The sequence below is a fragment of the Pseudoalteromonas tunicata genome (assembly GCF_002310815.1).
Taxonomy (GTDB): Bacteria; Pseudomonadota; Gammaproteobacteria; order Enterobacterales; family Alteromonadaceae; genus Pseudoalteromonas; species Pseudoalteromonas tunicata.
In genome coordinates, this window is the sequence record NZ_CP011033.1 from 69,841 (window position 1) to 87,097 (window position 17,257).

Genomic DNA, 17,257 nt, shown 5'->3' on the forward strand with positions numbered 1-17,257 from the left:
TGGTTTTATTATGAAGATCAAAATTTTAAGTTTAGCTATATCTGCTGTATTGTTAACCGGCTGTGGGGGTTCTGATAAAAAAAGCACACCGACCCTAGTGCAAAGTGTATTTGAGATCCAGCCAGTAATGACGGTTACAGGCAAGGAAGATAGCCCATCAGCTGTAGTCATTAATGCCAATAAAGTCCCCGCTGGTACTGAGGCTATAGTTTTAGAATTAGTAGATCAACCTACGCTTGGTGAGATATCGGGCGTATATCCAAATCTAAGCTATGTGCCGGTAGCAGACCAATTTGGTGACGATACCTTTAGCTTTAAACTAAAAAAAGGCACTAAAGAAAGTAGCACGGTAAAAGTTAATATTACCCTTGCGGCTGTTAACGATGCGCCAGTAATTACAGGAACTCCAGCTGCTGCTGTGCAAGCGAATGAAACGTATCATTTTGCTGCCGCGGCTTCAGATATTGATTCTGAGCAATTAAGTTTTAGTATTGACAATAAACCTGATTGGGCGACGTTTGATACCGTAACTGGGGTATTAAGTGGTATGCCTTCAAATCAGCATGCAGGTACAACCAGTGGCATTGTTATTCGTGTCTCTGACGGTGAATTAGAAGCTGCTTTACCCGCCTTTAATGTTGATGTGATTGCCCAAAGCATTTTTGAAGTCGAACCTGAAATCACGGTTAATGGTACTGAAGATAACCCATTAACGATAGGTATTAGTGCTAATCAAGTCCCTGATGGTGATGAAGCTGTAGTTGTTGAACTGTTAAATCAACCGACGCTTGGACAAGTGACGGGTGTGTATCCTGCTTTAACTTACTCTCCAGCAATTAACCAATTTGGTGACGATACCTTTAGCTTTAAACTAAAAAAAGGCTCTAAAGAAAGTAGCACGGTAAAAGTTAATATTACCCTTGCGGCTGTTAACGATGCGCCAGTAATTACAGGAACTCCAGCAGCTACTGTGCAAGCGAATGAAACGTATCATTTTGCTGCCGCGGCTTCAGATATTGATTCGCAGCAATTGAGTTTTAGTATTGACAATAAACCTGATTGGGCGACGTTTGATACTGTAACTGGGGTATTGAGTGGTATGCCTTCAAATCAGCATGCAGGTAAAACCAGTGGCATTGTTATTCGTGTCTCAGATGGTGAATTTGAAGCTGCTTTACCTGCATTTGATATTGAAGTGATTGCAGTATCTTGGGTTAAACTCGGTGATTTACCGGGTTTTGAAGGTTCGCATTTAAGTGTCCAGTCAACCGGTGATGATCTGTATGCAGTGACACATAACTTTGCGATTGCCTCTGCGATGTTGTGTGCAAGTGCCGAACCGAGCGCTCCAAGGTTGTCATATTGGGATATTGCACAAAATAATTGGCAAGAACTGAGCTCTCCGCAATCGAGTCGTTATTATTATCAAGCAGAACTTGTTGATAAAAAGCTTTATCTCTTTGGTGGCACCGAGGCGTGTTCAAGTGGGGCAAATGCGCAAGCTAATATGGAAGTGTATGATACACAAGAAAAAACCTGGCTAACGTTTGCAGCGCCGACTTTTGCGCCATTTAGTAATCCGCTACAAGCGAGTTGTTCATTTAACGGTGAGGTCATTGCGTTTTCTAAAAATGGTCAACAGCAACGCCTTAATCGTTTAAATACAGTGGACAACAGCTGGCAAGCAACAGAATTACCTGAGAGTTTGAATGAAATACAACATTGTTTTAGCAAAGGTGATGCGCTTTTTGTTATCCAACGTCAAGATGAGCAATTACTGTTAAGTCAATTTGATACTACAACACAAAGTGTTTTAAATTCAGAGTTAATTCCTGATTTTGCAGCCGGTGTTTATTATGACACTACACTTACAGGCAATAAGTTATACCTGTTAAGTGCAAAAAACTTTGTGCAATTTGATTTTGATTTAATGCAATGGAAAACGCTTAGCGCTAATCCGTTTGCGGTTGAGGTGCAAGATACCACTAGCTATTATTTACGTGACTTTAAAACGGTTGCCTATGGTAATACTCTGCTGTCGGTTGGTGGCGCTTATACCAATTATTATGGTAAAGCCATTTACCAATATATCCCGCAATAATTAATAACTATAAAACTGATTTAAAGGGCTCACAGAGCCCTTTTTTTATTGCTTATTTGCCTTGTTAATTAAAAATAAACTATCTAGCGATGTGAGTGTTTTTGAACTCAGCCATACTTAGTTTTATCTGTAATCATCATTAAAAAATCGCAATTTCATCGATGTAAAGCGGCAATTTTGGGATTTGTGGATCGGTACTATTTTTGGCATTAACTGCGTGTACTTTCACATAACGTGCTATCTGTTTACCTACCGCAAAGCTAAGGAGTGGTCCGTTTATTTCACTTGCATTTAATTGTGTTACTCGCTGCCAATTTTGCTTGTCATTCGATACCCACACTGATATTGCAATGGGTGGATGTAATTGGCGATGTCGGCCGGCATCAATACCCATGACTATTTGATGAAATGACGTTTTGTTTTCAAGGTCGATAACGGCCTCTAAGTCGCTATCATAAAAAATAGCGAAATTATCTGCACGGTAAAACTGGTCAAAAGCAAAAATACCATCATTGAGTTTTTGTAGCCCATCAGATTGCGCCGGGTATTTTAAGGTAATAGGTTTACCTACCGCTTTGTGGTGGGCAAAACTGACTTGTACGGGCAAAGAATAGAGGCCTAATTTGGGCGCAAATAAACGAGCACTGACACTCACCACTTGTTTATTACTATCGACTAAAAGCGGTTCACTGTAGATATGATCCAGTGTTTCATTTGTCAGTTTAACCTGAATTTGGCCATCTAATTGGTTGGCAATAGTTAATTGTGATTGCCCCGAGTTGACTTGCTTAATGGCAATATCAGGCACTAAATGGCTGAGTGCATAATGGATGTTTTGCGCTTGGTAGCGTGCAAATAATAGCGGCAATTTTTGCGTGAACAAAGACCAGTTGCGCTGCGCAGGTTGGCTCCAAACCCCTTCAGCAAAAGCAGCAATACGTGGAAAAAGCATGTATTGAGCTTGTTGCGGGGTTTTTATGTATTCCGTCCACAAAGCCCCTTGTGCGCCTAGGACTAAATGATGTTGTGAAGCGGGCAGCTGCGCAGGTATAGGCTCATATAAATACACGTCTTTGAGGGTGGTTAAACCATGAATTGCTTTAGGTTCGCGCTGTGACAGGGATTGATAGGCATCAAAATAAACAAATTGATAAGGGCTCATTATTACTTGATGACCCAGTGTTGCTGCAGCAACACCGCCATCTTCGCCGCGCCAGCTGGTAACTAAGGCATTAGGGGCTAAGCCACCTTCTAATATTTCATCCCAGCCGATCATTTTTTTGCCAAGCGCGGTGACTATATTACTGACTCTGCCAATAAAATAACTTTGTACTTGTTCTGTGCTAGTAAGCTGAAGCTCTTGCATTAGTTGCTGCACAAAAGGGCTTGCGAGCCATTGTTTTTTGATCACTTCATCACCACCAACATGAATATAAGGGGCAGGAAAAAGCGTAGCGACTTCTTGATAAACCTGTTGTAAGAAGGCAAACGTTTGCTCGGTGGGGCATAAAACCGCTTCAAAAATGCCAAAGTTGTCTTCAACTACGGGGCGCTTACCGCTGCAACCTAATTCTGGATAAGCCGCTAAAATAGCGGTGCTGTGGCCCGGGATGTCGATTTCAGGAATGACCATCACATGTCTTGCTGCCGCGTAGGCCACGACGTCCTTGATTTGTGCTTGAGTGTAAAACCCCTTTACAGCGGTCGTATCAAAAAGTGGTTGGTAGTCATAGGTGTGGCCCAATACCGTTTGATTACGTATTGATCCAACTTCAGTGAGCTTGGGATAGGTCTTAATTTCTATCCTCCAGCCTTGATCATCGGTTAGATGCCATTGAAATACATTTAGTTTGTGAAAGGCCAGCCAATCAATATAGCTTTTAATAAAATCCACATTAAAAAAGTGGCGGCTGACATCAAGGTGCATGCCGCGATAACTAAAACGTGGTTGGTCATTAATTTCGACGGCTGGAATATCCCAACTTAATTGGTTGATGGGATGATTGGCATAAATATCTGGCGGGAGTAATTGCAACAATGATTGCATGCCATAAAATAACCCGGCTACGTCCGCAGCACGAATACGAACCTGCTCTACAGAGACACTCAACTGATAACTTTCTGGCGTGGTCAGTGTGCTATCAAGCTGAAAATGAATGTGGTTTTTTCCAACAACCGAGCGCTGTGTTATTGGCTGTTGATAACCGGTAACGGGCGCAATAGTTTGCCAAAACATGGTTGCTGTCGGCTTGCTTTTGTCGCTGTCGTAACTTATTTTTGTTTGATTGTTTAGGGAAAATACACCTTTTGAAACAATCGTTTGTTTCGGTTCAGGCACAATAGAGATTGTTGACGGCGCAGCCCAAAGCCAAGCTGAAAATACCAATACGCTAATACTGGTCAAAATTTTATAATACATCGATAACTCCAACAGAAAAATAAAACCCAAGCGTTGGCAGACGTTGGGTTTTGGGTAAGTTCAAGGGGGAAGTTGAACAAATATTAAAAATAAAGCTTAAAAATCAAAGGTGAGCGAGGCACTAATGGTGCGCCCTAAAATCGGGCGAGCATAGTAGTATTCATAACCCGCTTGTTGGTCATTAATGGCACGTGGATTACCCTCGGTTAAACCAATTTCATCGGTCAGGTTAGCGGCTTTGACATGTAAGCGCAGGCTTGAAGTGAATTGATAGTTCACTCCTGCATCCCATGTGGTATAGGCGGGTAATTCAAATTTATTCTCACCATCTGAAAAACGATCGCCTAAATGGTGCATGGTTAAATACACATCGCCATTATTAAAATAATAGGTAGGAGTAATGCGTAATTGCATTTTTGGAGTACGTTTAACTTGGTTGTTTTCCCAATGTTTAAAATCACCTTCAAAGCCCGACATTTTAGGCTCTTGGACCACACCTGTAAGCTCAATTTTTAAATCATCGGTTGCTTGCCACGCCGCTTCAAACTCGACGCCATCGGTAATGGTATCTATGGTCTGATTGGCGACTGCGCCGTTACTTGAGGTGAAATTACGCTCGGTTAAATCATTAAACTTGGTACGAAATAATGTGGCAGAGGTACCAATTGATTCACCCGAATAACGTAAGCCTAATTCGCTAAAGGTTAAATTAACCACGTCGTTAAAGTCAGCGCTTTTACCGCTGTGGATCCCTTGGCCATGGCTTAATAAGCGTGGCATTTCAAAAGCGTCGGCATAGCGGCCAAACATCGCCATATCTTTATTAAAAGTGTAATTAAACCCTACTGTCCACGCGGCTTCGGTTTCGTTACGGGTTTGGTTATAAAATTTACTCGATGGCATATCGGCATAGTTATTGGCCATAATGTTATCGCTGTCATCGCCATTGGCGTTAAAGGCGCCCAAAATTGGCACAGCGAATTGCGTACCCGATGCAGTGCTATCTAACTTGAGCCATTCAATACGAATACCCGCATCAAGGCGTAAATCATCGGTGGCTTGAAATTCATCATTAATAAAAAATGAGTGTGAGCTTGAAGTACCAAAAGCCGTGGCTTGGCCCCAGCCTGGCGCATAACCTGTTGAACCGTTATCGGTTAGCTGGCCCACAACATCACCGCTGTTATTGACTGCAACTATATCGAGGCGACGGGCATTAGAGCGTACTTCCGTTAAAAATTGTGATTCCCATTTATCAACGGGTAGGGTATCGGCATCAACATAAGCATATAACCAGCCAAGGGTGAGATTGTTTTGCTCGCCTTCGTAAGTGAACGAGGCTTTATTTACAAATTGCTCAGCTTGGTAGCTTGAAAACAAAGGGTAACTAGTGGTGACTAAGCCATTGCCATTAAGTTGGCTTGGGTCGTTAATTATGTGATCGTCTCCCACATACCGATACATGGCTCGCACAGCGCCATCATCTGCAAAATGGCTGAGCATTCCCTGTACATCTTGTTGTGCTAAGCGATCGTTTGCATTCATTAAAGTCGAGTTATCAAAGTTAAGTAAAATATACATGTCGTTATCGAATTTTGAATAACGTCCTGCCAATTTCATGAGCCAGTTATCACTAAGCTCCCAATCTAAATTAAAGCCAAGGGTTGAAAATTGGGTATGCTGGCCATCTTTAAGGTCGCGCGTAACGTAATTTCCATCGGCTTTGCGATAGCTTAATAAACGTTGGTCGTTGCCAATCAAGGTGCCACTTTGTGGGTCAACCCCTGGGATCCCGGTTGGATTTTGTTGGTCTTGTAATGGAATTGGTACATAAAAAGTAGTGTGATCATTGAGGTGCTTGGCAGATAGCGTTAGCTGGCCTTTTTCAAATTCGCGAACTAACGTTAGGCGCACTTGGCCACCGTGATCAGCACTAAACTCAGTGTCTCGAACGCCTTCAGAATGACGATAAAAACCACCGACCGCCATTTTCCAATTGTCGCTAATTGGCGTGCCGTAAAACAGTTCGGTTTTGAGCATGCCGTAATCGGCAGTCGATACACGAATGGTGCCTTCTTCGATATCATCGGGTTTGCGGGTAATAAAATTCACTAATGCCGCAGGGCCATTGACGGTGAGTAAACCAGAAGTACCACCACGTACCGCTTCCATGTTTTGAATGCTAAGATCTTGACGCTGATAAAAATCAACCCACACACCATCGTATACAACAGGTAAGCCATCTTCTTCTACGCCAATATAACGAAACCCTTCGCCGCCACGAAGACCACGTGGAGCAACATTGTTATTAGTTTCACCGCCCGAATCTTCAACCCAAAAACCAGGCACGACTTCAAGTAAATCGGCAGTACCAAGGGGTTGCTCTCGTTCAAGTTGTTTTGCATCTAAGGTGGTAATTGACACTGAAGACTCAAGTTTGGTTTGGCCGCGACGTGTGGTACCTGTAACGATAATTTTTTCAAGATCGAGCAGTTTTTTACCTTGCTCGGCTGGTGCATTTTGTTCAGCCGCCGCCGCAAAGCAAAGTAACGCGCTGCTAATAGCCAAGCAAAGACATGAACGATTAAAACGTGGTTGTTTTTTTTGTTGATAAGACATTTTATTTCCCTAGTTGACGATAATAAAACCCCGATTTTTTAACTCGGTTATTTGTTAAACGTTTGAACAATTGAAAATGGGAATAGAAAATTGGTTTATCTGCAAAAGGTATTGTGCTTAAAACTGATAATGCAAACTTAAGTTTAATGCGCGCCCAAAAATGGGTCTGGCATAATATTGATTTTGTTGATGAATTAAGCCACTTCGGGGGTTTCCTTCGGTTAAGCCTATGGTATCTAAAAGGTTATTAATGCTCAGACCTAAGGTGAGTTTTTCATTAAGTGCCCATTGTGCGCTCGCATCAACAACATAGTAGGCAGGCAATGCAAATTGGTTGGCCACATCAGAATAGCGTGTGCCAATATAGGATGCTGTGAGCGCCAGCTCACCTTGTGAAAAACGATATTTTTGTGTGATCCGCAATTGAGCATTGGGGGTGCGGGTAATTTGGTTATTGTTATATTTGCTTTCTGCAAGCTGGGAGGGAATGCCTTTAAAGCGCCCATTTTGCCACACCGCCACACCACTAATTGACCAATGTGCTGATAAAGTTTTAGCAAATTCTAGCTCCATGCCATAGGTTTGCGTGCTAATTAAAATACCCAGTTGGGTATTTTGATTCCCTTGATAAACAGTAAAAGGTAAAGGATCGAATTGTGTTTCAAACAAGCTGGCGCTTATAAATCCAGATGTATCAGCAATGCGCGTACCCCATTCAATAAAGCTCAGTTCAACCGGTCGGCCAAACCCCACGGTGTCAGGGATCGTTGCAAGGTAAGAGCTATACCCTAAGGTATTGCCAAAATTGAGCAATTTGGGCATTTCAAACGCATTGGCAATACGAATAAAGGTGGCGGCGGCATCAGCAAATTGCCAGTTTAGCCCAGTGCTGAGGGCTGTTTTAGTAAATTGCTCTGATTTTTTAAAGCGATAAGGGCTACTTTGAGTAATCGTTTGATGCTGTGAGTATTGGTTTTGCTGATCTGTATTAGCTACTGCGGTTAGTTGGAGCCATTCAGTTCGTGCGCCAATATCAAAGGTAAGTGCATCAGTAATTGAGTAGCGGACATTACCATAAAGCGAGTGGGACTTCGCTTCCCCATAGCCTGTAATGTAGGTAGGGCCTGAAAATGACAATACACCCAAAGGATTGAGCGTCGCAATCTTTTGGCCAAACGGATCTAATGCAACAGTTTCAATTGGGCTGGGTTGATGGGTCACATCGGTTAAAATACTGCCCAACCAGCGGTCGTGAGGCAACTGTGAAAAATCATTATTGGCATATAAAGAGCCGAACATGAGTTCGGTTTGCTCATTCATTTGCCAGTTAAGGCTTAGGCGATTGATCCATTGAATCTGCTGATATTCAGCATACAGAGGGTAAGAAAATGTCACTAAGCCATTGTTATTTAGTTGTGTTGGGTCAAGATATTGTTGTGTTATAGGAGAATAAAGTGCCGCTGTTGAGCCAAGATAGTGGGTTAAAAATTGCTTCACAGGCGCACTGCTTAACCAATCTTTGGCTGGCAGTAATGTTTCATTACCTTGGTTCATTAGGGTATATAAGGTGGTGGATAAATCTGATAGTCGACTTTTGTTACTTAGCAGCAGCGAATCAGTTAGCGAAAAATCAATTAAGTAAGTCAGACTAATGGCGCGGGTTTGTTGTCCGTCAGCTAAATCATAACGGCGTATTTTCCCACCATGGGGTGCAAAAAAATAACGTAATTGGTTACTTAATAAGGTGCTGGTTCCGGCATTTAGAGAATTAATTGCTCTCGGTTTTTTTTGATTCTGCATTGGAATAGGGGCAAAGAAGCTGGTTTTATCTTCTAAATATTTAACTACCCATTGTTGAGAGTAGGTGGGCGTTATTTGATTTATACGGATACTCAATTGGCCCCCTTGATCAGTATTAAATCCCGGCTCCCTTATGCCCGTTGATTGGCGATAAAATCCACCGCTTAGCAGATACCAGTTGTCACTGAGTTGATGACTATACACCCCATCTAGGCGTTGGTAGCCATAGTTAATTGCATTGGTGAATTTTAATTTTCGCTGCGCATTGTCACCGGTTTGGCCAATAAAATTAACATTGGCGGCTGGACCATTAACGCTAAAAATACCGCTGCTACCCCCTCGCACAATTTGAATTGCAGCAGTGGTAAAGTCTTGGCGTAAGAAAAAATCGGGCCACACACCGTCGTAGACAACTGGTAAATCATCTTCAAGTAAGCTAATAAAGCGAAATCCCTCACCGCCGCGCAAGCCTCGTGGTGCGACATTATTATTGGTTTCTCCGCCTGAATTTTCGACCCAAAATCCAGGTGCGTTATTGAATGTATCGGCGGTACTGAAAGGTACTTGGTTGTAAAGTTGAGCTGAATTTAAATGAGTAATAGATAAAGATGAACTTAAAATTGAACGATTGTGGCTGCCTTGACCTGAAACCAAAATACGTTCAAGAGCATTGGCTGCCTCGTCATGATTATTGTTATTTTTAGCTAATACACGCGCAGTGATTACGACCGTATTAAGTGTTGGGTATAAAGTGTAGGTCCATGGTGTATGGTTTAATAGATGCTCCAGTTGTGCATTTAGATTGGCAGGCTCTTCAAGTAAACTAACCATAGGCTCATTGTTAAGCGGTGTCATACTGAGTTGCCAATTATGCTTTTTAGCGACTTTAAATAACGCGTCGGTGAGGGAGAACTGAGTTGTGGCAAAGGCACAGAGGTGCCATGCGCTTAAACAAAGCGCACAGCAGTAAATTAATAAATGGCTGACATAAGAACGAGTAGGTTGCTTGGTCATGATCCCTTTTTAGAGCTATAGAGCGCTATCCCTTATTGCTCACAGTGACTTAGTTTATGTGTTTGATCTATTCAACCTAAGTCTCATTTTTGCATTTCCTGCTTTTGTAAAATACGGGTATTGTCGACTTTTACTAAGTTAATTTGATAGAGATGGGGCAAAGCGCTCAGCCATTGTTCTACTTTATCGTGATGAATTTGGCCTGAGTATTTATAAGCGGCAATGTCATTATCGGCTAAATAAATATTGAGCGTGGTAAAGCGTCTAATGTCATGCAATACCTCACCAAGCGGGACATCATGGTACTCTAATAAAGGGCTTTGCCATTCAAGCTCTTGTTGAAGATTATAAGGCTGTTTTGTTAGGGGAGAATGTTGGTCAAGTTCCGCTTGCTCGCCCAATTCAAGAGTTAAACCATTTGGGTTATTTGCTGCCATTACTGCTACTTTTCCTTCTAATACCGCCACACTAACATGACTTAAATGCGCTTTTACCACAAATTCGGTGCCAATTGCGGTGGCACTATGGCCATGATGACTCACGACAAAAGGTCGCTTAGGATCTTTGGCTACTTTAAACACTGCAATACCTTGCAGTAATTCAATTGCGCGTTTTTTAGGTTTAAATACAACACTGATTTTGCTGTCTGCGCCAAGAGTGATTTGACTACCATCAGCTAATAACCAGCTTTGATGGCTTGCAGTCGTGGTTTGATAAATAATAGGGTCCTCAATCGCTACGATTTGAGTTGTTAAAGTATTGTCTATTTGCTGTGGTTGGTTTATTGCTATAAAACTAAATGTGGCTACCAATAAAGCGAAAGCGGCACTGCCCACAGGCCATATTAATGGTGTAAGTGCCAAACGATTTTTAATTGTGTGACGCAGTGTTTGCCACCAGGTTCTAGTGATTGGCTGTGGTAATTCGGTAAGGCAATCGGTTGGTAGGTCTACTGCTAAGCCCCACATAATTTGTAGTTTACTAAATGCCTGTTGATGGTGTGCATCTTGTTCAAGCCATACCTGAAAAGCCTGCTGAGTTTGTTTACTATTATCTTCATCCAATATTAATAACCAGTTTGCAGCTTCATCTGCAATGCGATTGCGTTCGGGGATTGTTATCTTATTCATTGACTGCTCGTATCAAAGTTCATGTTGCAAATGGTCATAGCAATGACGAATAGCACGTAACACATATTTGCGAACCATGCTTTGTGAAATGTCGAGTTGTTCGCTAATTTGCTCATAACTACATTCTTTTACTTTATATAAAATAAAGGCTTGTTGGCACTTTATTGGTAATTGCTTAATTAATACTGCCATCTGGCTCAGCACCTGTTGATGCTGATTTGATTGCTCTGGATTGGCTAAGGTATCAATTGAATTGATTTGCAGCTGTTCATCAAATTCAATGGGGCTGCGAGCCTGACTGCGTAATCTATCTATGGTTAGATTATTGGCAATTTTATATAAATAGGCTGCTATATAGCTTTCGATCTCTGGTTTATCTAAACCCAATAACTTAATAAAGGCTTCTTGAGCTATGTCTTCGGCTTCTCTTTGTACTAAGCCTTTTTTCATTATGTGATGAATAAGTTTTTGGTGATGCTGCTGATAAAGCTGCCGCACTTGTTCATTTTGTGAAACCTGCTCAAGGGGATCGTTAAAATTAAGTTGCACCTAAGACTCCTGTCTTGATAATCGACGCGCATGAATGGGGAAGTACTTTCCCCATAACTAAAAATGATTACGGCATAACATAATCAGCGCGGCTGGTTTTCCCTGCGTGGTTTTTTGTTCTCACCATTGCTTTATCTGTTGGTGCAATATCAACGGGTTGATAATAAGGCAGCCAAGTCAGACCTTCATCGAGTGAGTACTCTACTTGCATCCCGATAAAACGCGTATTAGCAAATAGTTTACCTTGCTCAATTTTGGCTCCAGCCAATGGGATCCTAAAATTGACACCGGCGACATCGGTAATTTGGTTTTGTATATCAACGGGTTTCACATAATTGAGTAACGGCAAGGCATACTGACCAAGCGTATTGGTAAAGGTATGCCACGCAGCGTCAATTGGTGAGACGCCATCTTGATTTAATGGCGTTAAAGCGGGCATATCTTGCACCCAAGCCCGTTCGGCAGCGCCTAACAATTTAGGAAAAACCATGTAATCTAAAATTTCGGGCGATTTTTGATTCTCGGCAAAAAGTTGCGCTTGGATCCCAACCACGTTTTTTTTACCTGTGTCATTTAAATCGACCCAATTAGGGTTCCATGGGATCGGGTTACCTAGTTTATCGAGATCTGCGTTGGCATAAATATTAAATGGGCGGTATTCAAATGCCTTTTTAGTATCGGTATAACCCGCCCAATGATAGCCAATTTCATCTGGATGCTTGTTATAAGCTAAATCTAAATACAAGTTTGTAGCATGAGATAACACTACTTTATAACCCTGATTAGCAAACTTATAGGCTTGGTGTTCATTACCCCAGCCCCATACGTTATTCCAAAAAATAGGGTAAATTTGGCCGTAATCGATGTTGCCGGTGCCATTATGCGATAATACGTCGCCCCAAGTCGCCATCTCAAAACCATGTTTGTTGACTATGGTTTTCCATTTCATAAAAAAGAAATCAAATAGCTGCGCATCGGTTTTCCCTGCAGTTTCAGGGTTTTGTTGCACAGCTGGCGATTGCGCCCACCATTCATTAGGTCCTAAATGAGGCAGCTCATCGCCACCGCCATGTAATCGGGTTACCTGTGCATTGGGCACAGCATCGTACATCGCTTTGGTTTCTGAAATGATTTTATCTAAGAAAGCAAACGCACTGGGTAACGCCGGATTAATAAAGTTATCGGTATAAAACTGAGGCGTATAATATTTTGAGGTATCAAGTGGGTCGATTAAGCGATAGCGCTGCGCTTCGGTTAAATCGGTATCTTTGTATTTGTTATAACGATATTCCATCGCTTTAATGGCTGCACGTGCATGGGCTGGAAAATCATATTCTAAAATTACGTTAATATGACGATCGGCGGCGTATTGCAAAATTTCTTTAAAGTCGTCAACGGTATAATAGCCCCATCCTTGACCTAAGAAGTTTTGTTGTGCAACCTCGAAACCTTGGAAATTAGGTATTTTTCCTAAGTTAGCCTCGGTGCTGTTGGCTGGTTTGTTTTCAATGCCATCCCCAGGTAAAAAGCCATTTGATGCCCCCATAAATGCATGCAGCATAGTGTGTTCGTTCAGATCAAACCCCCGCTTTGCACCAAACTCAGTCAGCTCAGGAATACCGGGGATTTCTAAACGCCAGCCTTCATCATTGGCCACATTCATTTCAAATTGATTAATTTTATACAGCGCTAATAAGTCGATGAGTTTGAGTACGGTTTCTTTACTTTGAAAGTTACGTGCCACATCAAGCATCATGCCGCGATATTCAAAACGCGGTGCATCTTTAATAATGGTCGCGGGTAAAGTCGCATGTTGATAAGGCGTCGCAGTCACAGATGCCGCGTACACCTCTTTTGGAATAAGCTGGCGCAGAGTTTGAATACCATAAAACACCCCTGCGGCATCTTTACCTGTAATGGTAATGCCATTAAAAGGGTCAATGATCAGCATGTACCCTTCATTGTCTGGTGCACTGTCGCTATCAACGTTAAGACTAGGGTCGAGTTGCAAGCGAATTTGATTTGATGAAGCTGTGGTTGTTTGTTGATGAATGGCAAACTGGCCAGGCATTAAGTCTTTTAAAGCCGCTTGTAAATATTGGGCTTCTTGTAAAAGGTCATTTTCGCTGACAATTTGTACTTGATGACTTAATAAATTTAAGTGTGCATCACTCGTTTGCACAGTCAGAGGTTGGGGTACTAAACGATTTTTAACCGCTAACGCTTCAAATTGCTGTTGATTTTCGAGGTAGCGAATTTGGGGTGTTTGCACCGGTTTTATATCAGTTGCGGTTTGGGTGGTTTGTTTTGGGTCATTCGGGTCCATGTGCACATCAATCAATACCGCTTGCGGGGCTTGATTACCTACAACCAAGTGAAACCCACCGGGTGAATCATTTTTTAGCATTTGCCAATATTGCGCAATAATCTCGATTTTACGGCTTTCACCTGGGCTAATGGCGTTAAATCCGGCGGTTGGTTTGAGTACAAAATAATCGCCACTTTTAGCGCTATCTGCATTGTCTATCGATACATTTTGTAGTGCCAGCGCCGCTCTTGCACGCTCGCCATTAGCATCACTGGCAGGTAAGACCGACGCCGGTGGTCGCACCGAATTAAAATACAACGCCCAACCTGAATCGGTTAAAGGTTCAATGCCATTATTATGAATTGTAAGGCTGCCTAAAAATATATTCTCGCCAATGCCATGGTCTATTACATGCCAATCAAGTTTAATATCACTGCCAGAGAGTGCCGCAAACGCATTCGGTGCGACAGCTGCGCATACTAAGCCAATCGCAAGCGAAATAGGCTTTACTGTAGATTTAATCATTTCGGTTGTTTCCTGTTGGTTTAATTATTATGAATTGCTATTAAAGGAAACGTTTTATGGCGCTAATTTGGGAATAAAAGAGTGAGATAAAAAACAGATTAAATTTGAAAAGTGAAAAATGTCATCTTTGGTCTGCATACGAGCAGCCGTTTTAATCGCATTACTTCCATTTTTGAGATTGACGCCACCATGAACAAATAACTTCTGTTAATCAATGTGTTTGTATTTGGTTCAATTGGCTGGGCGCAGATCAATCCCTTATATTTTCATTTATTAACTGCTAGGTAGTTTTAATCGGTAATGCTGATGACATACTTTTGCATCATGAAATTTATTCAATTGGTTCTTAGCGATAGTGAAAGATCACTATTTTACTTGGCCACGGCTTCTGTTTTATTCACTTGCCGGAGGCTATTTATTGATCACTTCATTAATTGTATTTAGTAAGATCTGTTGTTCAATTGGCTTGCCTATAACACTATCAAATCCGGCTTGTAAGTACTTTTGTATGTCTTCGGTCATTACATTTGCTGTCAGTGCGATAATAGGAAGTTGGGGGTGTGACTGTTTGATGAGCCTACATGCTGTCATGCCGTCCATTTCGGGCATTTGAATGTCCATTAAGATCAGGTCGTAATCATTTTGCTGAGCAAATTGAACAACTTCTTTGCCATTATTGGCAATCTGTGTTTCAACGCCTTGGCTATGTAACATGGCGAGTACCACAATTTGATTTACTTTGTTATCTTCGGCAATTAACGCTTTTACCCCTTGCAGGTTAATTTTAGCTATCAGCTTTTCTTGGTGAATATGGTTGCTGGCTTCTGCTCTTTTTAGAGGCAGCATGATTTGAAACTTTGTACCTACACCTTCTTCACTTTGTACGTTTATTTTACCCTCCATTAGCGTAGTTAGAGAATGCACGATTGACATCCCTAATCCTGTGCCGCCAAACCTGCGGGTGGTCGAGTTGTCAGCTTGCTCGAAGCGCTCAAATAATTTATCTAGCGCCATTTTGGACATACCAATACCGGTATCTGTGATTTCAAATGTGACTTGATTTATAGAGGCGTTATTAGCTTGATTACAGTAGCAGGAAATCACAATTCCCCCTTGCTGAGTGAATTTAATCGCATTTGAAATAATATTGATTAATATTTGGCGGATCCGAAGGGCATCACCATACCAATCATCGTGTGTAATCGTATTGTGAATTTTTAGCGTGATGTTTTTATCTTTGGTTTGTAATGACATATCAGACTCAAGATGTGCAAGCAATGCTGATACTTTAAAATGTGTGTGTTCGAGATTTAGCTTACCGGCTTCGATTTTAGAAAAATCTAAAATGTCATTCACTATGGTCATTAATGCTTGAGTTGAGTACGTTGCTTGCTTAAGTAAATTTTGGCCATTTTGAGTGAGCGGCTCGCACTCTAATAACTGTAAAATGCCATATATGCCATTCATGGGCGTTCTAATTTCATGACTGGTATTGGCTAAAAAAGCACTTTTTGCTAACGCTGCAGATTCTGCTGAGTTTTTTGCATCTTGCAACTCTTTTTCACGCTGCTTTATATGGCTAATATCAGAGATAATACCAACAAAAGTGAGTTTTGATATGTTCGCAAGTTCTTTTATCACTAGGCTAATTGGAAATTCATCGCCACTTTTTTTCACCGCAATTAAGTCGCGATTTTTACCTATGACTTTTGAAGTCCCTGATGCTTGATAGCCCTTAATGTAGTCGTGATGGTGCTTTGCGTGGTCGTTAATCATTAATTTTGTGACATTTACGCCGATCATCTCTTTGGCTGAGTAGCCAAACATTTCAGTCGCTTGTTCAGAGAAAAAAAGTATGTTGCCTTTGGCATCACAAATGATAATAGCGTCTGTTAAACACGCTAAGATTGCATTTTGTTCTGCTTGTGTCATTTTTAGTTGTTTAACAGTATGTTTTGCAACATTTTCGAGCTCATCTCGATTGTTTTTTATTGCAATATTCGCTAGTTGTTCACTGTTGATGGCAAACCATAATGCGACGCCGTAAGCAAAAAACCGTAATAGATGCCAACCCCACCATGAAAGATCCCAAAGTGCTGATTGTTCGAACATAATTGCTGCAAAGCCAAACATGGTGCAATGTAAAATAAACAGTAAATCATCTGTTTTTCTGACACGGTAATAGGTATAAATCAACTTTACTGATGTACATAGTAATAAAATTCCACCGCCAATATTTAAAAAGGTTGCAAAGGAAGTGAACTGCCCATTTATGACCATCGTCGGAATGTGTTCAGCAAATAAAAACGAGCAAAAAATAAAAAACAACGCGCATATAATCGATGCTAATACCCATTTTATTTGTAGTTTAGAGACAATCGCAACGGGTAAAACAAGTATAAAAAATAACACTCCGCCGATAAAAGTGGCCCATGAATGTAGCCAAACAAAAAGTTGCCCCGGTTGGATTAAGGCATGAGCAAAATCAAGGCATCCCATTACGGCTAAAGCCGTGGCAATGGGATAATTAAAACTCGTGCCGGCATGATTATGTTCTAAACGAACTAAAGTATAAGCGACAATCATCGCTATTACGGCACCGGCTACTTCAATCGCGGTATGGACAGGGATATGTTGCCAACGCCACAATGAAAGATACGTTTGCGCTAAAAAGAATGTACTGACATGAAACAATGCACTGAAAAAAATAACGATAATAATCGCGTTGCGCGTATGACGAGTAATAGATGGGGGCATTTAAATCATATATCTATAAATTATTTGCTTAGTTT

The 17,257-nt window shown here is 41.5% G+C and carries 8 protein-coding genes; 1 reads left to right on the forward strand and 7 read right to left on the reverse strand.

Annotated features, from left to right (window positions below; translation table 11 throughout):
• Positions 1 to 10 precede the first annotated feature (10 nt).
• Positions 11 to 2,101, forward strand: coding sequence for an Ig-like domain-containing protein (locus PTUN_RS18265; protein ID WP_009836482.1), 2,091 nt, complete (start codon positions 11 to 13; stop codon positions 2,099 to 2,101).
• 139 nt (positions 2,102 to 2,240) lie between these two features.
• Here the strand turns inward: PTUN_RS18265 and PTUN_RS18270 are convergent, their stop codons facing one another.
• The 7 genes from PTUN_RS18270 to PTUN_RS18300 all read right to left on the reverse strand — a co-directional run bounded on the left by PTUN_RS18270 (position 2,241) and on the right by PTUN_RS18300 (position 17,222).
• A complete protein-coding gene (locus PTUN_RS18270; protein ID WP_009836481.1) occupies positions 2,241 to 4,520 on the reverse strand; it encodes a beta-N-acetylhexosaminidase in 2,280 nt (759 codons plus the stop codon).
• Positions 4,521 to 4,616: 96 nt separating this feature from the next.
• Positions 4,617 to 7,139 carry a TonB-dependent receptor gene (locus tag PTUN_RS18275; RefSeq protein ID WP_009836480.1) on the reverse strand — a complete coding sequence of 841 codons (2,523 nt, stop codon included), beginning with the start codon at positions 7,137 to 7,139 and terminating at the stop codon, positions 4,617 to 4,619.
• 117 nt (positions 7,140 to 7,256) lie between these two features.
• The gene (locus PTUN_RS18280) at positions 7,257 to 9,953 is read right to left on the reverse strand and encodes a TonB-dependent receptor domain-containing protein (protein ID WP_009836479.1); all 2,697 of its coding nucleotides are present in this window, start codon (positions 9,951 to 9,953) and stop codon (positions 7,257 to 7,259) included.
• An 83-nt stretch (positions 9,954 to 10,036) separates the two neighbouring features.
• Positions 10,037 to 11,083, reverse strand: a complete 1,047-nt coding sequence (locus PTUN_RS18285) for a FecR family protein (RefSeq protein WP_009836478.1) — start codon at positions 11,081 to 11,083, stop codon at positions 10,037 to 10,039.
• A 12-nt stretch (positions 11,084 to 11,095) separates the two neighbouring features.
• Positions 11,096 to 11,632: an RNA polymerase sigma factor gene (locus PTUN_RS18290; protein WP_009836477.1), complete on the reverse strand. Its 537-nt coding sequence runs from the start codon at positions 11,630 to 11,632 to the stop codon at positions 11,096 to 11,098.
• 67 nt (positions 11,633 to 11,699) lie between these two features.
• Positions 11,700 to 14,465: a family 20 glycosylhydrolase gene (locus PTUN_RS18295; RefSeq protein ID WP_009836476.1), complete on the reverse strand. Its 2,766-nt coding sequence runs from the start codon at positions 14,463 to 14,465 to the stop codon at positions 11,700 to 11,702.
• Between the two features lie 411 nt (positions 14,466 to 14,876).
• Positions 14,877 to 17,222: an ATP-binding protein gene (locus PTUN_RS18300; RefSeq protein ID WP_009836475.1), complete on the reverse strand. Its 2,346-nt coding sequence runs from the start codon at positions 17,220 to 17,222 to the stop codon at positions 14,877 to 14,879.
• Positions 17,223 to 17,257: the final 35 nt, after the last annotated feature.